The 19,894-nt window shown below is 46.4% G+C and carries 21 protein-coding genes, 1 tRNA gene and 1 riboswitch; of the genes, 13 read left to right on the forward strand and 9 right to left on the reverse strand.

Annotation, left to right across the window (positions count from 1 at the left end; genetic code table 11):
• Positions 1-242 precede the first annotated feature (242 nt).
• The 6 genes from KWG61_RS14315 to murB all read right to left on the reverse strand — a co-directional run bounded on the left by KWG61_RS14315 (position 243) and on the right by murB (position 3,575).
• Positions 243-318 (reverse strand) — tRNA-His (locus KWG61_RS14315).
• Between the two features lie 120 nt (positions 319-438).
• Positions 439-1,092 (reverse strand): pyridoxamine 5'-phosphate oxidase family protein, encoded by a 654-nt coding sequence (locus KWG61_RS14320; RefSeq protein ID WP_242744392.1) that lies wholly within the window; start codon positions 1,090-1,092, stop codon positions 439-441.
• 85 nt (positions 1,093-1,177) lie between these two features.
• Positions 1,178-1,834: an ECF transporter S component gene (locus KWG61_RS14325; protein ID WP_256460712.1), complete on the reverse strand. Its 657-nt coding sequence runs from the start codon at positions 1,832-1,834 to the stop codon at positions 1,178-1,180.
• Between the two features lie 66 nt (positions 1,835-1,900).
• A riboswitch (FMN riboswitch) is annotated at positions 1,901-2,016 on the reverse strand.
• 39 nt (positions 2,017-2,055) lie between these two features.
• Positions 2,056-2,436, reverse strand: a complete 381-nt coding sequence (locus KWG61_RS14330; RefSeq protein ID WP_242744396.1) for a hypothetical protein — start codon at positions 2,434-2,436, stop codon at positions 2,056-2,058.
• 267 nt (positions 2,437-2,703) lie between these two features.
• Positions 2,704-2,859: a hypothetical protein gene (locus KWG61_RS17835; RefSeq protein ID WP_367614218.1), complete on the reverse strand. Its 156-nt coding sequence runs from the start codon at positions 2,857-2,859 to the stop codon at positions 2,704-2,706.
• Positions 2,829-3,575, reverse strand: a complete 747-nt coding sequence (murB, locus tag KWG61_RS14335; protein WP_367614219.1) for a UDP-N-acetylmuramate dehydrogenase — start codon at positions 3,573-3,575, stop codon at positions 2,829-2,831. Before murB ends, KWG61_RS17835 begins: the two co-directional genes overlap by 31 nt.
• Positions 3,576-3,878: 303 nt before the next feature.
• On the opposite strand from murB, the gene KWG61_RS14340 reads away from it, so the two are divergent.
• Positions 3,879-4,382 (forward strand): hypothetical protein, encoded by a 504-nt coding sequence (locus KWG61_RS14340; RefSeq protein WP_230268192.1) that lies wholly within the window; start codon positions 3,879-3,881, stop codon positions 4,380-4,382.
• A gap of 182 nt (positions 4,383-4,564) precedes the next feature.
• Positions 4,565-6,109, forward strand: coding sequence for a recombinase family protein (locus KWG61_RS14345; protein ID WP_242744398.1), 1,545 nt, complete (start codon positions 4,565-4,567; stop codon positions 6,107-6,109).
• Positions 6,110-6,178: 69 nt separating this feature from the next.
• On the opposite strand, the gene istB is transcribed toward KWG61_RS14345, so the two are convergent.
• The gene (gene istB, locus KWG61_RS14350) at positions 6,179-6,952 is read right to left on the reverse strand and encodes an IS21-like element helper ATPase IstB (protein WP_242744400.1); all 774 of its coding nucleotides are present in this window, start codon (positions 6,950-6,952) and stop codon (positions 6,179-6,181) included.
• Positions 6,953-7,339: 387 nt separating this feature from the next.
• Positions 7,340-7,912, reverse strand: coding sequence for a hypothetical protein (locus KWG61_RS14355; RefSeq protein WP_242744401.1), 573 nt, complete (start codon positions 7,910-7,912; stop codon positions 7,340-7,342).
• Positions 7,913-8,623: 711 nt separating this feature from the next.
• Here KWG61_RS14355 and KWG61_RS14360 point away from each other — a divergent pair.
• The 5 genes from KWG61_RS14360 to KWG61_RS14380 all read left to right on the forward strand — a co-directional run bounded on the left by KWG61_RS14360 (position 8,624) and on the right by KWG61_RS14380 (position 11,290).
• Positions 8,624-9,346, forward strand: a complete 723-nt coding sequence (locus KWG61_RS14360) for a hypothetical protein (RefSeq protein WP_230268516.1) — start codon at positions 8,624-8,626, stop codon at positions 9,344-9,346.
• Between the two features lie 21 nt (positions 9,347-9,367).
• On the forward strand, positions 9,368-9,763 hold the full coding sequence (locus tag KWG61_RS14365) for a hypothetical protein (RefSeq protein WP_242744403.1): 396 nt from the start codon (positions 9,368-9,370) through the stop codon (positions 9,761-9,763).
• A 14-nt stretch (positions 9,764-9,777) separates the two neighbouring features.
• Positions 9,778-9,981, forward strand: coding sequence for a holin (locus KWG61_RS14370; RefSeq protein ID WP_230268514.1), 204 nt, complete (start codon positions 9,778-9,780; stop codon positions 9,979-9,981).
• Positions 9,974-10,333 (forward strand): hypothetical protein, encoded by a 360-nt coding sequence (locus KWG61_RS14375; protein ID WP_230268513.1) that lies wholly within the window; start codon positions 9,974-9,976, stop codon positions 10,331-10,333. The genes KWG61_RS14370 and KWG61_RS14375 overlap by 8 nt, the downstream gene beginning before the upstream one ends.
• 78 nt (positions 10,334-10,411) lie before the next feature.
• On the forward strand, positions 10,412-11,290 hold the full coding sequence (locus tag KWG61_RS14380) for an N-acetylmuramoyl-L-alanine amidase (RefSeq protein WP_256460895.1): 879 nt from the start codon (positions 10,412-10,414) through the stop codon (positions 11,288-11,290).
• A gap of 650 nt (positions 11,291-11,940) precedes the next feature.
• Here KWG61_RS14380 and KWG61_RS14385 read toward each other — a convergent pair.
• Positions 11,941-12,252: a hypothetical protein gene (locus KWG61_RS14385; protein ID WP_242744407.1), complete on the reverse strand. Its 312-nt coding sequence runs from the start codon at positions 12,250-12,252 to the stop codon at positions 11,941-11,943.
• A 497-nt stretch (positions 12,253-12,749) separates the two neighbouring features.
• Between KWG61_RS14385 and KWG61_RS14390 the strand changes: the two genes are divergently transcribed.
• The 6 genes from KWG61_RS14390 to KWG61_RS14415 all read left to right on the forward strand — a co-directional run bounded on the left by KWG61_RS14390 (position 12,750) and on the right by KWG61_RS14415 (position 19,886).
• The gene (locus KWG61_RS14390; protein WP_242743450.1) at positions 12,750-13,193 is read left to right on the forward strand and encodes a hypothetical protein; all 444 of its coding nucleotides are present in this window, start codon (positions 12,750-12,752) and stop codon (positions 13,191-13,193) included.
• A complete protein-coding gene (locus KWG61_RS14395; RefSeq protein WP_242743451.1) occupies positions 13,190-13,981 on the forward strand; it encodes a transposase in 792 nt (263 codons plus the stop codon). The genes KWG61_RS14390 and KWG61_RS14395 overlap by 4 nt, the downstream gene beginning before the upstream one ends.
• 454 nt (positions 13,982-14,435) lie before the next feature.
• Positions 14,436-14,585, forward strand: a complete 150-nt coding sequence (locus KWG61_RS14400) for a hypothetical protein (protein WP_268259545.1) — start codon at positions 14,436-14,438, stop codon at positions 14,583-14,585.
• Positions 14,586-15,411: 826 nt separating this feature from the next.
• Positions 15,412-16,503 (forward strand): DUF2800 domain-containing protein, encoded by a 1,092-nt coding sequence (locus KWG61_RS14405; RefSeq protein ID WP_230268252.1) that lies wholly within the window; start codon positions 15,412-15,414, stop codon positions 16,501-16,503.
• 1 nt (position 16,504) lies between these two features.
• Positions 16,505-17,050, forward strand: a complete 546-nt coding sequence (locus KWG61_RS14410; protein WP_230268251.1) for a DUF2815 family protein — start codon at positions 16,505-16,507, stop codon at positions 17,048-17,050.
• Positions 17,031-19,886 carry a DNA polymerase gene (locus tag KWG61_RS14415; protein ID WP_230268250.1) on the forward strand — a complete coding sequence of 952 codons (2,856 nt, stop codon included), beginning with the start codon at positions 17,031-17,033 and terminating at the stop codon, positions 19,884-19,886. Before KWG61_RS14410 ends, KWG61_RS14415 begins: the two co-directional genes overlap by 20 nt.
• The last annotated feature ends 8 nt before the right edge of the window (positions 19,887-19,894 follow it).

Here is a 19,894-nt window from a genome sequence, read left to right on the forward strand (position 1 = left end):
AACAGTTATTTAACTTACACCTATATATCTATACCGATTATGCAAGAAATTCAGCATGCATATTCGCTATTATTGATTATTTCTTTTTCCTTACACTTTCCGGCAATCCGACCCGCACCGAATCGCTTGTGTCTTCCAGGATGCGCTCTGGAAAAAGAGGAGTGGATAAAAAATCCCCTGCTCTGGAGCGAATCCGCTTTTGAGCAGGGATATTTGAAAGGTTAAACCTTTATGTTTGCATATGGGGCGGCTGACGCGATTCGAACGCGCGCATGACGGAGCCACAATCCGCTGTGTTAACCGCTTCACCACAACCGCCATTTGGAATGCTTGGTTATAATACCTGTGGCAAAGAACAATGTCAACTTTTTAACTTCAATTTGTTCATTTAAGCAATTCGTTAAATGAACAGCTGTTTCGTGAGGCTTAAGCGCCCTTCTATACTTGGCTTTTTACGTTTCCGAAGCGTTCCCGGCTATTTTTCAGAGGGCGCCGGCGACCCGTAGGAAACAGGCTGCCGGAGAGATCCGCCTTTTCTGCATGAAAAAGGCAGACCCTTTGACTGGATCTGCCGGTAAATCGAATAGAGCGGCTTTGTGAAAAGCGGCTGTCTGGAATGAACGAATTAGTCGTAAGGTTTGTAGACCGCTTTTTCTCATCGAAGTTGATGAAGATCTGGTACGCGTTGCGGTTTTCGTCTTCATCCCAGATTTCCACGAAATGGGGTGTTACTTCCACGAGAATCTCGGTGTCTTCATGCGAGTAGGCATTGTAGGACTGCCAGAGAAATTCTTTATATTTCTTCTCGAATACACGGCCTTCTTCTTCCACGACCAGACCCGTGATTTTGGCGGTGCCTTCTACCTGCGTACCGTTGAAGCACATAGCTACGCGCGGGTTGGCATACAGCTGCTGAGTCTTGCGGAAATTCTTGTCGGTCTTGAAGTAGATTTTGTCGTTGTAAAACAGGCAAGATACATTGCGCACCATTGGATAGTTATCCACGCAGCTTGCCAGAGCCATGATTTTCCAGTCGCCCAGTTTGGCGCTGTATTTCTCTACGGCGGTTTCAAAGCCCATTTCTTTTTCCATTGATTTTCTCCTTCCTGCCTTGCGGCTGGATTTTCTTTTTGTTTGTGGGTGATGAAAGGAATTCGATTCCTTGGCGGAACCTTCTTTAGATCACGTTGATCACAGCCAGGATAATGATGGCCAGAGTAAGAATCGCAAAGGTGCCGACTGCGCCAGCCATCTTGTGACCGGTGATCTCTTCTTCTTCCCGCTTGCCCAGCGCCCCCGATTTGTGAAGAGCGTTGGAGACTGGCTTATAGACCAGAAGCAGAATGCCCGCATTGATCAGCCCCTTGAGGAAGTTGAACAGCGCGATAGCGGGCAGAAGTGTCACCACTGCCTCTCTTGGCATTCCAAAATAGATCGGATCCATGATGTAGTTCCAGAGAAGCATGACCACGATCTGTACCGCAATACCGGCGCAAAGGCCGACAAACGCTCCGTTTTTGGAATGCATCCGCTTGTAGACGACAGCGGCCGTGCATGCAAAGGCACAGCTTGAGAGGACGTTCATAAGCCAGTCGATTATATTGCCGCCGCGAAAAAGCAGTTCAATTGCCGAAGAAATTGCGGAAACGATCATCGCACTGATCGGACCAAATAAAAATCCCGCCATGCCGATGACGACATCCTTGGCATCATAGGTCAGAAACGAGACGGACGGTACCAGCGGAACGCGAAACAGCAGCGTCAGAACGACAGCCAATGCGCAGAACAGAGCCAGTACGGTCATTTTCTTTGTACTTATTTTTTCATATTGCACCTCCTGTTACAAAGAAACCTGCTTTCGCCATCTTCCAGGTCTTATGCACACAGAAAAGCGCACAAAAAAGTTCTTCTTTCATCCAGACTATAACTGTTGCTGCCGGAGTTTCACACGGCTCGGCCCGAAGGTTCGCGGAGTATACCGCCAGTAGGGAATTTCACCCTGCCCTGAAGAATGGTTTGCATATACAATTATAAAAAACAGAAGAGTCAGTCAATCTAGTCGTCCCTTTCCTTTGACATAAGGCAAAATGACTGGAAAAGAAAGGCTTTCACAGCCAGATTTGCGATCTTCACAAGACCGTCGCAAACCGATTGCGGTTGTCTACTGTCCATTTCTGGAGGGAAAGTCCAAAGCAATGCGAAAGAAAAGGAGAATTCCATGCCTGCTGCCAGAAAGAAAATCCAGAATCCCGTCAAAGGCGCAAAAGCGTCTTCATCCCCAGCGGTACCTTCACATACGACGATCAGATTATCACCGTTCTGATCTCGGCCAAGACCGGTGAAGCCGCCTTTGAAATCGACGGTCAGCGCGTTGAAGATCCCGAAATGCAAAACAAGCTCGTGGAACACTTTTTGTCGATCAACAAGCCGGATCATAAATCCTCAAAGCCTGCTGCCAAATAGCCGATAAAAACGCCGCTCCGACGTAAAGCGCCTTCTGACGCAAACCGTCGTCACAGCGAAACGGCCGCAAAATGATACGAAAACAAAAACACGTCTGAACCTTTCGGATCTTTTCTCCGATTGACAGTGCAGACGTGTTTTCTTTCTGTTTGCCGCCCGCTTCTTCCTGCTTCAGAGGGCGGCTCTGCTTTTTAAGTCCTGTCGTACAACGAATCGGGATACAGGATTTTGCTCCGATATCTATCCGTTTTTGCAAATGTAGTGGACTTCGAGTTCGAGATCGATGCCTTTCTGTCTGCGCACTTCGTCCTGAACGAGCGCAACCAGTTCCAGGAATTCCTTGCATGTCGCCTGATCTTCGTTGATCAGAAAACCGGCATGCTTCGTGGATACCATCGCATCGCCGACGCATTTTCCCTGCAGACCGCATTCCTGAATGAGCGCGGAAGCGTAGCCTTTGCCGGACGCTTAAACGTGGATCCGGCGGACGCTTTGTCCATCGGCTGTTTGGAGTGGCGGCGATCGTGCAGATCATCCATACGGGCTTTCACGTTTTCCGGACGGTCTTCTTCAAACTGCAGATCCGCGTAAACCACAATGCCAAAATGGTCGGTAAACCAGGAATGTCGATAGCCAAGATCCAGTTCCTGGGCACTCTTTTCGTGCAGGACGCCGTTTTCATCCAGATAGCCAACGCGGACGAGGATATCCTTGTATTCCCCGTTATAGGCACCGGCATTCATGATGACTGCTCCGCCGACTGTACCCGGAATCCCGCTCGCAAATTCAAAACCGGTCAGTCCGTGCCTGGCGAGATAATCCGCCAGCTCTTCATTGGTGGTGCCGGCCAGCGTCCGGACGACGCCGTTTTCTTCTTCCTCAATACCAGAGAAGGCTTCGCCTAGATGAATAATCCAGCCGTCATAGCCTTCGTCTTCAAAAAGAACATTGGATCCGTTTCCCAGAACGAGAAGCGGCGCCTGGGCTTTCTTATTTTCTTCGAGAATCTCCTGAATCTGCGCAATGGTTTCCGGTTCATAAAAACGTGCAGCCGGGCCGCCGATCCGCAGCGTTGTCCAGTTTCGAAGCATTTCATCGGTTTTGTATTCCATCTGTTTTCTCCCTGTGTTTCAAAGATCCTTCCGTGCGGAGCATACCTCCACATTCGGATCCTGTTTTCGCTTATTTGTATTATCGGTCAGAACCGTCCAGCCGTGCATGGTCTGGCTTCTGCTCCGCTCGCATTCACTCTAACAGATTCACAATCGCAATCAAAAATATGAACCGCTTGAGCCTTTCCGCCGTTTTCTTGTCCTTTTTATTTTTTGTAGTTTAAAACTGGTCCAAAAGCGAAAATCGGATTTGAAAACTGGGCCACCTGACTTGTATCGTACTCCGTAATGGAGGACTAGAAAGTGCATACTCAGATGACAGTTTTCAAATACATCGATTTACGAACACAAGGAATCTCATCCAGAAAAGCCGCTGCGCTGTGCTCGATCTCGAGAACCACTGGCGAGAAGTATTACAGGAAGTACAAGGAAAAGAGAGAGGCTCTGGAAGCTGATCCAACCCACGAAAACAGCCGAACGTTTATTGAGGAGTGTATCGATCCGCCTTCATACGACAGTTCATCCAGACAACCTCGGAAATACAGTCCAGAGGTCGACGCGCTTCTGGATCAAATTCTTGAAGACGAAGAAGAAAAGACACGCCTGCTCGGGTCTGGCCATAAGCAGCAGCTGACCTGCTTACAGATCTGGGATCTGATCAGGGCTGCTGGATTCGACATTGGATTGTCGACCATCACAGAAAAACCGGCATCCCGATCACAACAGAAAGAAATACAACACTTTTACAGGCAAGCTCAAATGCAAGAAATGCCATCGGAATTATCAACGTATTGTCCAGAGCTATAAAGGCCAAAAAACATCTATTGGCAATGTTACTCGAGACGAGCGCGCCTTGACGAGTGTGACTCCATGAACCTTTACGAAGAAGACCTGGAAAGATCCGGCCAGCATGCTGGAAATGCAAAAATTTGGTCCAGTCATTTTTCGAGAACAGATCGACCACATCGACATCGATCTCGACGGAACCCTTGAGTTCCACTTCACAGACGGAAGGAGAAAAACATGCAAGTACGAAAAATCCCTGTAACCAGAACGATGGCCAGAGTTCAGCCCATCGTCGCCAGAAAAATGTAGCTGCATACGCCAGAGTTTCCACCGATCGGGACGAACAGCAAAGCAGCTATGAAACGCAGGTTTCCTACTACGAGAACATGATCCGTGAGCGGGCAGATTGGAATTACGTCAACGTTTATACGGATGAGGGTATTTCTGGAACCAGTACAGCCCACCGTGAAGGTTTCAAGCAAATGATCCAGGACGCGTTGGACCACAAGATTGACCTGATCATCACCAAGTCTGTTAGCCGATTTGCCAGAAACACAGTCGACTCCCTGACCACCATTCGGGAACTCAAAGAACATGGCGTGGAGGTCTACTTCGAAAAAGAAAACATCTGGACATTCGATGGCAAAGGTGAGCTGCTGCTGACTATCATGTCCTCCCTGGCGCAGGAAGAAAGCCGCAGCATTTCTGAAAACGTGAAATGGGGCGTCCGGAAGAAATATGAAGAAGGGCCCTACAAGATCCCTTACGGCAATCTGATGGGCTATACCAGAGCAGAAGACGGTGGAGTCAAGATCGTCGAGGAAGAAGCCGAGATTGTTCGATTGATCTTCCGGATGTTTCTGGAAGGCAGTACCTACACCGACATCAAGAACTACCTGGAAAGCCATCACATCAAGACCAAGTTTGGTCGAGATAAATGGGATCGGAATGTTATCAAGCAAATGTTGATGAACGAGAAATACAAAGGCGACCTTCATCTCCAGAAGGTCTACACGCCTGACTTCATTACGAAAAAGCAGGTCAAGAACAAAGGAGCCATCCCTTCCTACTACATCACCAACTCTCATCAAGGAATCATCAGCGCAGAGGATTTCGACAAGGTGCAAAAGATCATCAAAGACCGCAAGTACAGATATGGTAAAGAACGGTTGGGCTGCCATACGCCTTACCCATTCAGCCACCGAGTTCAGTGTGCAGTCTGCAAATCCTGGTACACCAGAAGCGTTACTACTCGGTCAAACGGAAAGAAAGTGCCGGTGTGGTTATGCTGGAAAAACAAATACGAGAGTGACCAGCGTTGTCCATCACATCAGGTGCAAGAGAGTGTGTTGGAGCGGGAATTCGTAAAGGCGCTCAACGAATTGCTTGGAGACAAGCAGAGCCTCCTCGACGAATGGAGTGCAAAGTTCGATGCCACCTATAACACTGAAAAGCTCCAGATTAGAGCCGACCGCATCCAGGCGAGGATGGAGAAGATCGCTGAGAAGGCCGAGAAGCTTATCGAAGAAACACCTGCCAACTTCAACGAAACCTACAATCAGCTGCTCATCGAGTATGAGCAACTTGAGAAAGATCATGCGAAGCTGGCTGCCAAGACCAGGGACATGCAATACGAAGGAGAACGCACGAAGCATTACCTGGAACTTCTCCAGAAGCTGGAGCATGTGGACGTTTTCGACGGAGATCTGGTCTGTTTTTGTCAATTGAAAACTGGTCCAGTTGCGTAATTGAAAACTGGTCCACTTTGGGTTATAGAAGACTGCTCTTTCCAGAGCAGTTCCTTCTCCCTTCACCCCCTAGGGGTGACGCGCTTTTCTGATTTTTCCGCCTGATTTTTCTTCAACCCATTTCTTGGTTTCACGAAGCCTGTAACTCTGGCCGGTCATATTGATCATGTAGGCCTTATAAGCCAGTCGATCAATCATCGCTAACGTCAGTACTTCATCTTTGAAAATCTCGCTCCAGCGGTTGAGCTCCAGATTGCTTGCGACGATCAAGGACTTCTTGCCATTGCGACTCGAAATCAAGTTAAACAGAATCTCACCAGATTTCTGATCGAATGAGCAGTATCCAAGTTCGTCCAATATCACGAGGTCAAAACTTTCAAAACGCTTCTTATATCGAAGCAGCTGGTTCTGGCTCATGGCTTCACGGATCTCGATCAACAGATCGGACACCCCGATAAACAGAACGCTCATATTGTTCAGACAGGCTTCCATGCCCAGACAGATAGACAAGGCACTTTTTCCCGTTCCTGGATTTCCAATCAGGATTACGTTTTCTCCATTTTTTATAAAGTCCAGAGTTGAGAGCTCTTTTACTTTCTGCTGGATTTCGATTCTCAAATGTTCCGTTTGAAAGTCTTCCAGAGACATCCGATTTGGGAAATGCGCCAGCTGGATCCGCTTCTGAATACAGTTTTCATTGCGGCTGATCGTTTCGCCTTTGAGGACCTTTTCCAGAAATTCTTCGTAATCAAGGTGATCTTCTCTCGCTTGGGCAGCCAGTTCCTTATAGTTCTGGCGGATAAAAGGCAGGCGCAGCCTTTTGGCGTAAGCTTCAATGTTCATTTCATACTCGCTTTCTAGGCAAAGAGTGCCTGGTATTCCTCTGCCTGTGCGGCCAGAGGCTCATAGACAGATTGGCGCTGAGGTGCCTGACAGGCTTCTATCCTGAGCAGATCTTTGATTTCTTCCATAGGCCGGTCTTTGTGTCTGGTGAGTATTTCTATGAATTCTTTCGGCTTTTCGCTAAAATAGTTGTCGTAAATTGATTTGAGTTCTGGATCCGCTTTGAGGGCTGTACTGTTTCTTAAAGCTCCAGGCTTTTTACGCAGCGTGCTTAGATAGTGCCGAATATCGAAGCACGTTTTTGTTTTCCATCATTGATTCTCTGATGTTCAGCTACCTGTTCATGTTCGTAATAAACTTTGATTGTTTCTGTGTAGGTTTTAACTCTTACTTTTTACCAATCAGATTATCGGGAACGGAATACTGATTATTGTCAACGCTGATTAAAGAGTATTTATTTACTATCCGCTCAGCGATCTGAGCCGCTTCATAGTCAGGAAGGAGCAGCTTCAGAAACGGCTGTTCTTCTTTCCGCTTCGTATCTTTATTCAGTTCATCCAGACGATCCTTGAGCCACATTCTAGCTTCTTCGAGACTGTCGAATTTGTATTTCAAGGCGAAGCTCTTATTTCGAACTACTTCAACGGAACGTTCGACGGATCCTTTCTCATTTCCAGAAAATGCGTTCGTAACGTTTACCCTGAACCCGTAGTAATGGGCGAAGCGGATAAGTTCCGGATTAATTTCTTTCTCGTTTCTTCCTATGAATTTCGAGACGACGTTTCTCATATTGTCGTAAACGCCCTCTCTGAAGATTCCGCCGACTTCATTGAAGAAGCGGATCATCGATTCAAAGAAGACCTGACTTTTCTGGTTTTGGTACAGGCAGGCAGCTCGATAGCCTGACCATGGCGAAGTCATAACGGCCAGATAGAACGTCTTTCTCTGACCATTAATCATCAGCTTCACTTCGCCAAAATCGTATTCAAACCGGTCACCTGGTTCGTAGTCCTGACTGATGAAGCATTCTCTGTGCCTGTTCCTTTTCTCTTTGACCCTTTTGTGATGGTCGACAATCCAATGTCGAATCCAGCAGCCCTGATCAGATCCCAGATCTGTAAGCAGGTCAGCTGCTGCTTATGTCCAGACCCGAGCAGGCGTGTCTTTTCTTCTTCGTCTTCAAGAATTTGATCCAGAAGCGCGTCGACCTCTGGACTGTATTTCCGAGGTTGTCTGGATGAACTGTCGTATGAAGGCGGATCGATACACTCCTCAATAAACGTTCGGCTGTTTTCGTGGGTTGGATCAGCTTCCAGAGACTCTCTCTTTCCTTGTACTTCCTGTAATACTTCTCACCAGTGGTTCTCGAGATCGAGCACAGCGCAGCGGCTTTTCTGGATGAGACTCCTGGTGTTCGTAAATCGATGTATTTGAAAACTGTCATCTGAGTATGCACTTTCTAGTCCTCCATTACGGAGTACGGTACAAGTCAGGTGGCCCAGTTTTCAAATCCGATCTTCGCTTTTTGGACCAGTTTTAAACTACAAAAAACAGCCGTATGAGGTCTGTGGCCAAAAATGCTTGAAATTGTACTATCCATCCACATCGTGTTCGTCCACCTGCATTCTCAACTGTATTGAGTGGAGAACATCGGCCTAGGAGGTGATGAGAATGGTCGACATCAAAATTGTTGCTTCACGCCAGCGTCAGGAAATGGCGGAAAACTTACGAGATACTCTAGAACTTACCGATCAGGATATTTTCTATGATAAAAGCACCGAAACCGGAAATCCCTATCTTGCGGTCAAACAAACCTGGCTGCTTCATCACGAGGAAGGAGTGACCCACAGAGTCGTATTGAATGACAATGTCCAGGTTTGTAGTGGATTCAAACAAATCATTGAGCAAATGGCGCAGTCGCATCCGGATTGCGCCTTTTCGCTTTTCACCATGGCCTTTGATGGTGAGTCTTACAACGACTTCATCAGCGGACTGGAAAGTCCCTATATTTACCATGACTGGTCGATGTGGGGATGTGCCATTCTGCTGCCAATCGGTATCGTCGAAGAATGCTGCAACTATATCGATACCGTGTTTGGAAACGATGCTCTGGAAAGCTTTGGGATTCTCAGCTTTCTCAGACACAAACAGATTCCAGTATTATCCACGATTCCGGTAACTATTCAGCATATCGGAGATGAATCACTATTTGATCCGAATATTCCAGTGCGTCGGACAACTCGCTTTGAAGAAAACCCAACAGCAGATTGGAGGTCAGCCAAAATTGAGAACCCACCAGTGTTGGAATGGTTCAAGCCCAGACAAATCGTCAAAGCGGAAGATCGAACCGACCGGATTCTCAACATCTTGAAAGGAGTGAACGTAGATGAATGAAGACGACAAGCTGATTCTCTTTTGCGAAAATTGGTTCTCTTTCTGACGAAAGAGGTCGTAAACGATGGTGGTGATCCTGCAGAATTTGATCTTGGCTTTCCGGTATATCGGCAGAATGCTTCCTATAAGGCTGGTGAGATCTTCCGGGATCGGGAATCTGACCAGCCTTTTGAATGTCTTGTCGACTATGACGGAAGCATTCATCCCGACTGGGATCAGTCTGTCGCAACCATCTGGAAACCGTACCATGGCAAAGACAAGGATCATGCCTATCCCTGGTCTACGCCTAGCGGAGCTCATGATCTGTACAAATCTGGAGAGTTCATGACTTTCACGGATGGATCTATCTATAAGGCACTTGAAGATACAGCGTTCAGTCCAACGGATCTTCCAACCGCTTGGGAGAAGCAAGCATGAAAGGAGATGTTTCAATGAGTAACAAAACGAAAATCTGGATCAAAGCAGCAGCCGTCCGCGCCATTAAAACTGTATCGCAGACGGCTGTTGGCGTTATTGGAGCTTCCGCTCTGATTACCGAGGTCGACTTTCTTGTCGTCCTTTCTGCCTCCGCACTGGCTGGTCTGGTCAGCCTTCTGACCTCTGTAGCCGGTCTTCCGGAGGTGGAGAATGCCTGAACTGGAAACAAGCATTGTCTGGCTTGGAGCTTTAGCAGGAGCGCTGTCATCGCTGGCAGCGCTTTTGTCTTTGGCTTTTAAGCCATTCTCGAAGCTCAAAGAACGAGTGAGAGTCCTGGAAGATGAGATTCGAACTCTCAAAGATGAGCTGGCCGAGCACCAGGAAAAACTGGACAGAGACCATCACAGTTTTCTGTTGCAGCAGGACGTGAATCACCTGCTGCTTGAATCCACCAGCAACCTTCTCAAACACAACGTAGAAGGTAACCATTCCAAGCAGATGCTGGACTGCGCAAGACGAATTGACGATCTGGTCTTTGCTAGAGGAAGTGCCATCAAGGAGGAGAAATAATATGACCTATTCAAAACTGATTAGTGGATCGACACCGATCTACGCTAAAGCCAATGCCCGTACCTCGAAAATCAAAAGATCACGCCACACCATATGGCTGGTAATATGTCGGCCAAAGACTGTGCCTACTATCATTTCTCTGGAGATAGACAGGCTTCTGCCAACTACTACATTGGCACCGACGGTACCATCTGGGGCGGCGTTCCGGAAGAGTTCAGAGCCTGGACGTCCAGTTCCTGGGAAAATGATAATCAGGCCATCACAATCGAGGTAGCCAATTCTTCCGCAGGTGGAAACTGGCCAGTTTCCGCTGCTGCCTTCAATTCTCTCGTCAATCTCTGCAGGGATATCTGCCAGAGGTATGGCATCAGCCTTACCTGGACAGGGAATGCTAGTGGAACTCTGACCTGCCATGACATGTTTGCGGCGACCAATTGTCCAGGACCATATCTCAAGAGCAAATTTCCGGAGCTGGTTAAGCAGGTCAATGGTACAACAACTGCCAAGCCCACCGGCAAAAAATCCGTTGATGAAATTGCCAAAGAAGTCATCAACGGAAAATGGGGCAATGGGGATGATCGAAAGAACAGACTGACCGCAGCCGGATATGATTACAATGCCGTTCAGGCGAAGGTGAATTCTCTTCTTGGCCAGAAAGCCACATCTGTCGCTCCTGCGAAGAAGTCTAACAACGTGATCGCCCAGGAAGTTATTAATGGCAAGTGGGGTAACGGACAGGATCGGATCAACCGCCTTAAGACGGCTGGGTATGATCCCAATGCTATCCAGACTCTGGTCAACCAGGAGCTGGGAGGCAGCAAAAAGTCGAATGAGACGATTGCCAATGAGGTCACCCAGGGTAAGTGGGGTAATGGAGCTGATCGGAAAAACCGACTGACCAAAGCCGGATATGACTACAATGCTATTCAGGCTATTGTGAATCGAAAACTCGGATAAACAGAAAAGCCAGCAGGCTGGTGGTTTAGGATGAACCAACTGCCTGCTGGGCTATTTTTGTAGAGTGGATTTGATATACTATGCTCATGTTTAGATATATAGACAATCTTTTCCTAAAGAAACGTTTAGATTCGTATAAATAATCAGGTAGGATCTTTCAAACTAACCTAGACAAATGTAGTGTCTAATCGATATCAAAGAGCAACATATCACAGATAATAGAGCGATTGCTTTGATCCAATTCAACTTTCCTATAAAAACAGATAAAGATAAGCCACTATGTAAGTAGAAAGACAAATCAGAGAAAGTACAAATGACACCCTGATCATCTTATTCTTCCGATCTTTAATACTGTATATATAGCCAAGAATAGCAAACATAAAAGCCGTCTGAGTTAAAAATTCCATCTTTTTACCAATCTTGTTACTATTCAATGACGTAATATGTGTTGCTTCTAATCCATGTTGCGCCTTGGTATGAATGAGGTGGATATGGGTTAGGAGCACTTGTTCCGTATAGGTATCCTGATCTTCCAGAGTTAAATAATTCAATAATGGTTGAAGCAGGAACAATTTGATCAATGATATCAATAAAATCTGCCTCGCCTTGGGCGTATTGTACTGTTTTATAAATAACGGCTATCGTTGTTATTATAGCGCCAGCTGCTGAGAGTTTTTACCCCCAAATTTACATAACTTCAAAAATTCACCAACTGATCTTGCTCCTTGAATACCATTGTTGTCGATCGAGTGTGCAGTTTCGCCGTTTATAAAAGCTTCGGCTTCGTCGAGTGTATCGCATTCGTAAACGAGATTCCCAAATCCGTCATATACTTCAACTTGAGGCGTATCTGTTCCGCTTGTCTTATTTGTGTCGATCTCGTTCGCGCTTATAGACATAAAATTAAAACCTACACAAATAGCGCAGATCATCGCTATTAACGCCTTTAGCCATTTCTGCATATTATTCTCCTTTATTTTGATTGATTCAGATGGTGATAGCCTAGGCACAGAAAAACTGTTTGAATACCGAACGCTAAGCTATCTTATAATCGCCTCTAATTAGGGCTACTACATCTGAAAAATGAACAGTCAGAAAAGCTGATTCCCTCATAGCCAACGACTGTCTATTATGCTTTGTTATGGCTAGAGGGCTGACCTCAGATACTTCCTATACCTCATAGTGATTATCCTCCGTGTAGGATTTCTTATCTGAATTGTATCAATTTTATCTAAATTACGGAATACAATTTTTGATTTTTTTGGGCGGATATCAATGTCATTAAGTTAAGATTTCTCAGACCACATCAGCGTTAAGCAGTGATGTGGTCTTTTTCTACTCTTCAAGTCAAATCTCGAATGATTCGAGTTTTTCACTTTTTCTAAAAATCTATTGACAAATTTCTGCCGCCGCGCAGCTGCTTCGCAGCCGATGGGGAGAACTTAAAGGAGTTTTCCCTATGACTGCTATCGCCAAAGAATGTTCTTTCTTCAGAAACACCTTCCTCAATATCATCAGCTCAGAAACGGCGAACCCTGCCAATTTTACTTCTCAGTCCGCCTTCACCCGTAAGCGGCAGATTGACCTGCATGAGCTTGTCCTTCTTCCGTTTCAGCTGACAGAGGAATCCCTCGCTGCTTCCTTTCCCTGGATCCTGTTTAAGGGCGGATCATCTGTTTCAGCCTCTGCTGTGTCTCAGGCCCGTTCCAAAATCAACTCTTCACTTTATAAAAACGTCTTCAATCGGTTTAACAAGGCAACTTCCAGCTCTGATGTTAAAACCTTCAAGGGTTATCGCCTCCTCGCTGTAGATGGAAGCGAGATTCAAGTTCTTCCTGAACAGGACAATGACATCACCTATGGCGCTTCTAAAAAGGCAAGAAGAGGCACTTTGTTCATTTGAATGCCGAATTCGACGCCCTCAACTCCGTCTTTACTGACGCGCTGCTTCAACCCGGCTCTGAGAAGAATGAAGATTCAGCTCTTCTTGAACTCGCTCAGCGTTCTTCATTTCAGAAAGCCATCTTCATCGCTGATCGGGGATACGAAGCTCTTATGTCTTTCTATCGCCTGCAGAAGGAACATGTCCCTTTTGTCATACGTATCAAAGACGAGACATCATCTACAAGCATTCTCAAGTACTATAAGACTCCCGAGTCAGAAGAGTATGACATTCCTTTCAATGTGATTCTGACCAGTAAAAACAACAGGCATGTCAAAGACCATTGGGATGTCTATAAGTACATCTCTTCGTACAGGAAGCAGCCTGAATTTGACGGTCAAACGACTGAACTCCCTTTAAATATCAGGGTTGTGAGGTTCAAAGCTGCCTGCGAAGGGAATGAATCATTCATTACCGTCTGCACCAATCTGTCGGAAGCTGAGTTTGGGACCGAGGACATCAAGCAGATCTACCGTCTGCGCTGGCAGGTTGAAGTCGGCTTCAGGGGACTGAAACGAAACACCGATCTTGAATGGACTCATTCAAGGAAGCTTGATCTGGTCCAGGCAGAGATCTATGCCAAAATGACTCTCTACAATCTTTGTTCCCGTTTGCGCAACAAGGTAGAAAGATCTCGTCAGCACCAGAAGCGCATCGCTCAGGCCAAAAAGCACAAGCAGAAGGCAGATTTCGGATTCATCATCAAAACGATTCAACAGTGGCTGTTCAAAAAGCCAGAATCAGCTTGAGTACACTGGAAGATCTTCTTCTGGCCAGGATATCTCCGATCAGAGAAGGAAGAGCTGATACCAGAAAGAAGAAGTGACAGATTTGAAAACCGAAAAGTCATCAGGATGATTTTTTCAACAGGTAGAAAATCATCCTTTTCGTCATGCCTGAGACGCAAAATATAAGAAATGACAACGCTCATGAACAGGGTATACGATTTTTATCCCTCCTTAACTTAATGACATTGGGGCGGATATCACCTTTAATTGTATCTTTTAAAATATAGTTTCTATATTTAAAATAATAATCTCAGTTGAAATAGAAAATAACTATTGTTCACCCCCGAAGAAGTCCAACGCCGTAATCGCCCAAGAAGTCATTAATGGCAAGTAGGGGAACGGACAGGATCGGGTCAACCGCCTAAGAGCAGCCGGGTATGATCCCAACACTATCCAGGCACTGGTTAACCAGAAGCTGGGAGCCGTAAAGAAGAGCGTGGATGCGGTTGCCCGAGAGGTCATTGCCGGTAAATGGGGCAATGGCCACGACAAAGCAAATCGACTCAAAAATGCAGGTTATGATGCAGTAGCGGTTCAGAACAAAGTGAATGAAATCCTGAACTAAATTAAAATCCTCGTAGTTCATGAAGTTTAGAGGAAAGAACATCATTCTCCTTAATAAAATCTTGTAAATACTTCTTTGTGATTTCGAATTGCACTCCACCATCTCTATTCTTGCTTTTGTGGCTAGGGACTGCTCTCCATATTGGTTAGTGATGCGAAAAGAATGAATTATCCTATTTCGTTTTTCTACGATATCACTAAAAAGATTGGTAATTTCCTCTTCGACTTCTGAATTTAAAAAGCAACTCATCTCTTGTTTAATTTTTCCTGATTCCTTATCTATCAAAGAATGCCAGTCTTTTGTTGGGTCAAGTCGGAGGATGTTTTCTATCATAAATCCATTATTCGAATTAAACACGCTAATCGAGATGCCTAAAAGCAAACAATACTCTTCATCTGGAAGAGACTGATGCGTATATTGAATCATATACATATTTGTTTTCTCCAAATTATCAATAAACTACCAAGGCTTCTATCTCCTCTATAGGAATAGAGGGTTTTTTTATTTTTCATGTCACAAACCTACCTTCCTCACGGCTACCCAGTGAAGGAGGTAATCACCATGGATGAATTCCAAAAGAACTTCTCAACGTTCTAAACCGAATTGCCAATTCTCTTCAAGCATCGGAACCTGCTCCAGTATCTTCTACTCCACCCGAGCAGCCAAAACTCTCACTCGAAGAAGTCCGCGCAATTCTCGCTGAAAAATCCAGAGCCGGTTTTACTGCACAGATCCAGCAACTGCTAGAAAAGTACGGCGCAAACAGGCTGTCGAAGATCGATCCTGTTCACTACCGGGCTCTTGTCAAAGATGTGGAGGAGCTGAAATGAGTCATTGCATTCTTTCTCCATCCTCATCTCATCGATGGCTTCATTGTACGCCATCGGCAAGGCTCGAAGAAACCTATCCGGATACTTCAGGTCTTGCAGCCAAAGAAGGAACCGCAGCTCATGCTCTGTGTGAGCACGAGCTGAAGGCTGCTCTTGGTATGAAGTCTGATCGACCAGAATCCGACTTCCAGGATGAAGCGATGGAGCGCCATTCCGACGAGTACGTTTCCTGGATTCTGGAAACCATCAAGGATGAGATCAAACCGGTCATCATGATCGAACAGAAACTCGACCTGTCCGCTTACGTCCCAGAAGGCTTTGGAACGGCTGACTGCATTATTGCCAGTGATAACAAACTGCATGTGATCGACTTCAAGTACGGATTGGGTGTGTTGGTCAATGCAGAAAACAACACCCAGATGATGCTGTATGCACTTGGTGCTCTGGAACTGTTCGATGGCATCTTCGATATCGATACCATCGAAATGACAATTTTCCAGCCGCGCAAAGAAAACATCAGCTCCTGGACCATCACACCGGATGAGCTGAAAATCTGGGCTCATGAGGTTCTCAAGCCTAAAGCAGAACTTGCCTTTAACGGCAAAGGCGAACTTTGCAATGGTTCCTGGTGTCAGTTTTGCAAAGCTGCAGCCAAATGCAGAAAACGCGCAGAGGCAGCGCTGGAATTGGCCAAGGATGAATTCAAAGATCCAACAAGCCTTTCTGATGAAGAAATCGAGCAGGTTCTTCCCAAACTGGACGACCTGATCAAATGGGCAGAAGAGATCAAAGACTACGCTCAACAGAAAGCTCTGAAGGGCAAGAAGTGGAGCGGATTCAAGCTTGTCGCTGGCCGCTCCAATCGCAAGTACGTGAGTGAAGCCAAAGTCATCGCTGCTTGTCAGGCAGCCGGATTCACTGACATCTACAAGAAAAGCCTGAGAACCATCACAGATATGGAGAAAGTCATGACCAAACCTGTCTTCCAGGAGATTCTTGGAAACCTGGTCACAAAACCAGTCGGAAAGCCAACTCTGGTTCCTGTCTCAGACAAACGAAAAGAAATCGAATTTACAAAGGAGAAATAGCATGAAAGCAAATACCAAAGTCGTAACGGGAAAAGAAACCCGCCTGTCCTACTTCAACGGATGGAAGCCTGTGTCTATCAATGGTGGAGAAGAAAAGTACTCCACTCAGATTCTGATTCCTAAAAATGATCTGGAAACCCTGTCCGCCATCGAGAAAGCAGTCGATGCCGCTATCGATAACGGTCTGGCCAAATTCGGCGGTAAGAAACCCAACAAGCAGGCCATCAAACTCCCGCTGCGTGATGGTGATATCGAACGAGATGACGAGGTCTATAAAGGCCACTACTTCCTGAACGCGTCCAGTAAGGAAGCACCGCAGATCGTAGATCGTCGCGTACAGCCAATCCTCGACCAGAGCGAAGTCTACTCCGGATGCTATGCCCGTGTTTCTCTGAACTTCTACGCGTTCAGCTCCAATGGCAATAAAGGTGTTGCCTGTGGTCTTGGCAACATTCAGAAGATCAAGGACGGTCCGCGTCTGGGAGGTAGAACAACCGCAAACGATGACTTTGTCAGTGAGGATACTGATGATGACTTCCTCTCGTAGGCTTTTCATCGATCTTGAGACGTCTTCATCTACTGATCTTTCTAAAGCTGGTGTTTACCGCTATGCAGAGAGCGAGGATTTCCAAATCCTCCTCTTTGCCTTTTCCTTTGATGGCGATCCTGTGGATGTGATCGACATGAAGCACTTTGAAGCACTGCCTGATTTTCTAATCGAAGCCATTCTCGATCCGGACGTGATCAAAGTGGCACATAACGCTGCCTTCGAAAGAATCTGTCTGTCCAGGTATTTCCGAAATCTTGGAATGCTCGATGATTACGAGTTTCTTGATCCGGAAGACTGGCAATGCTCCATGGTCCATGCAGCCACGCTTGGGCTTCCGCTATCGTTGGACCAGCTTTCACAGGTGCTGAACCTTGAACGGCCAAAGCTCAAGGAAGGCAGAGCGCTCATCAAGATGTTCTGCAGCGGTCCCATCGAGCAGGAAGATCCAGAGAAATGGCAGCTTTTCAAGGAGTACAACAAGCGGGATGTAGAAGCGGAAATCGAGATCGAACAGCGGTTGATAAAGTTTCCGGTCAGAGCGTCTATATGGACGGAGTACCAGTTAGACCAGCGGATTAACGATTGTGGTGTTCTGGTCGACATCAACCTGGCTACCCATGCTCTGGAAATCAGCGAATCTGCCAAAGAATCGCTGCTCAAACGTCTTCAAAAGATGACCGGATTGGAAAACCCAAACTCACCATCGCAGATGAAGGAGTGGCTTTTGCAGCAGAATCTGCCAACAGATACCCTCAACCAGAAAGGCATGAAGGCTTTGATGGAGAAAGCCTCGGATAAAGTACGAACCGTTCTCGAACTGCGAAACCAGCTGGCCATGGCCTCGGTCAAGAAGTATGAAGCCATGCTCAATTCTGCCTGTTCTGACGGAAGAATTCGCGGAATGTTCCAATTCTATGGAGCGATTCGCACTGGCCGCTATTCTGGCCGTATCGTTCAGCTCCAGAATCTCCCCAGGAACAAAATGCCAGATCTGAAAGAAGCAAGAAGTCTTGTTGCCAATATGAATATACAAGCCTTGGAAATGCTTTATGACGATATTCCCGACACGCTTTCTCAGCTCATCAGAACCGCACTCATCGCTCCGGATGGAAAAGACTTCATCGTCGCAGACTTCTCTGCGATCGAAGCACGAGTTCTCTCATGGTTGGCGGAAGAAGAATGGCGACAGACGGTCTTCAAAGAAAACGGCGATATCTATTGCGAAACGGCTAGCCGAATGTTCAAGGTTCCCGTGGTCAAACACGGTGTGAACGGAGACTTGAGACAGAAGGGCAAGCAAGCGGAATTGGCGTGTATTGCCAAAGGTGAGCTTGTCTTGACAGATAAAGGACTGGTCCCGATTGAAGACGTCCGTTTAGACCATCGTCTGTGGGACGGAGAAAACTGGGTCACGCATGAAGGCGTGATTGAGAAAGGTATCGGTGAGGTGATCAAATATGAAGGACTACGAGCAACAAAAGATCATGTCGTCTGGATCAAGGGGTCGCAGAAGCCAATACAATTTGGAAAAGCTGCCTCCAGCGGCACACATCTCATACAAACCGGAAATGGTAGGCACCCGATTAGGTTGGGTGACAATCATCTCTCCACAAAAGCGCTGGAGCCAGAAGTGGAATCACTGTTATGTCCTAACAAAGTGCAACGGATGCGAAAGTATCCAATGGCAAGATCTCAATCAATTACAAAGAGGAAAGTCAAAAGGATGCCAGGCTTGTTCGCAAAAACGGAAGATCCCAATTTGGCTAGAAAAGCGATTAACCGCAGCCAAAAGCCGATGCGAGAACGAAAGAGACCCAGAATACAGAAATTATGGTGCTCGAGGGATCAAATTTCGTTTTGCATCTGTGATCGAAGCCGGACAGTATCTCATGTCTTTATATCCGCAGCTTTCACGACATCTGGAAATAGATCGAATCGATACAAATGGAAATTACGAGCCGGGAAACATTCGATTTGCTTCTCACGAGCAAAATCAAGCAAACAAGCGCAACACCGTCTTAAGCGAGTTCAAGCAAGAGTACTGGCCTTATTCCCGAAATGTGGTAGTCAGAAGACTCGGCCAAGGATATACCCGAGAACAAATCATCAAACAAGCCGAGGACTCTGTAAAACGAAAATGCAAGGGATGGAAACTGATCTCAGCAAGACTCGACTTTATGACATACGAAATGCCGGACCACATCACCGTTTTACCGTATCGAACAAACTCGTTCACAACTGTGGATACGGTGGCTCAGTAGGAGCGATGAAAGCCATGGGCGCTTTGGACTTTGGAATGAAGGAAGAAGAACTTAAGCCACTGGTTGATTCCTGGCGTCAAGCTAATCCGAAAATCGTCAAGTACTGGTGGGCAGTTGATGCAGCCATCAAGAAAGCACTCAGAACGAAGCAGCCGGTCTTTCTCAAGAACCTGGTTTTCTCATACACATCAGGCATTCTCTTCATCCAGCTTCCGTCAGGAAGATCTTTGGCTTACCCCAAGCCAAGAATCGAGACCAATAAATATGGAACTGAATCGGTGACCTACATGGGCTTGGGTTTGAACAAGAAATGGGAACGGCTGGAAAGCTACGGTCCGAAATTTGTCGAAAACATCACGCAGGCGATCTCACGAGATCTTCTCATGAACGCCATGAGCAATTGCCAGAAATACAAAATCGTCGCCCATGTCCACGATGAAATCATCGTAGAAGCTGATCCCAGCATATCGGTTGAAACGATCTGCCAGAAGATGTGTGAGCTTCCGCCATGGGATAACGGTCTGGTACTCAATGCCGAAGGGTACAGAACTCCCTTCTATTGCAAAGATTAGGAGAACAA

This window comes from Allobaculum sp. Allo2 (genome assembly GCF_022701175.1).
GTDB lineage: Bacteria > Bacillota_I > Bacilli_A > Erysipelotrichales > Erysipelotrichaceae > Allobaculum > Allobaculum fili.

Bases quoted from the DNA above. Each gene is read 5' to 3' on its own strand.
- KWG61_RS14360 (WP_230268516.1), top strand. From the start codon at position 8,624: ATGGTCGACATCAAAATTGTTGCTTCACGCCAGCGTCAGGAAATGGCG.
- KWG61_RS14330 (WP_242744396.1), bottom strand. From the start codon at position 2,436: ATGATCCGGCTTGTTGATCGACAAAAAGTGTTCCACGAGCTTGTTTTG.
- KWG61_RS14410 (WP_230268251.1), top strand. From the start codon at position 16,505: ATGAAAGCAAATACCAAAGTCGTAACGGGAAAAGAAACCCGCCTGTCC.
- KWG61_RS14375 (WP_230268513.1), top strand. From the start codon at position 9,974: ATGCCTGAACTGGAAACAAGCATTGTCTGGCTTGGAGCTTTAGCAGGA.
- KWG61_RS14385 (WP_242744407.1), bottom strand. From the start codon at position 12,252: ATGCAGAAATGGCTAAAGGCGTTAATAGCGATGATCTGCGCTATTTGT.
- KWG61_RS14355 (WP_242744401.1), bottom strand. From the start codon at position 7,912: ATGATTAATGGTCAGAGAAAGACGTTCTATCTGGCCGTTATGACTTCG.
- KWG61_RS17835 (WP_367614218.1), bottom strand. From the start codon at position 2,859: ATGGTATCCACGAAGCATGCCGGTTTTCTGATCAACGAAGATCAGGCG.
- KWG61_RS14370 (WP_230268514.1), top strand. From the start codon at position 9,778: ATGAGTAACAAAACGAAAATCTGGATCAAAGCAGCAGCCGTCCGCGCC.
- murB (WP_367614219.1), bottom strand. From the start codon at position 3,575: ATGGAATACAAAACCGATGAAATGCTTCGAAACTGGACAACGCTGCGG.
- KWG61_RS14320 (WP_242744392.1), bottom strand. From the start codon at position 1,092: ATGGAAAAAGAAATGGGCTTTGAAACCGCCGTAGAGAAATACAGCGCC.
- KWG61_RS14390 (WP_242743450.1), top strand. From the start codon at position 12,750: ATGACTGCTATCGCCAAAGAATGTTCTTTCTTCAGAAACACCTTCCTC.
- KWG61_RS14415 (WP_230268250.1), top strand. From the start codon at position 17,031: ATGATGACTTCCTCTCGTAGGCTTTTCATCGATCTTGAGACGTCTTCA.
- KWG61_RS14405 (WP_230268252.1), top strand. From the start codon at position 15,412: ATGAGTCATTGCATTCTTTCTCCATCCTCATCTCATCGATGGCTTCAT.
- istB (WP_242744400.1), bottom strand. From the start codon at position 6,952: ATGAACATTGAAGCTTACGCCAAAAGGCTGCGCCTGCCTTTTATCCGC.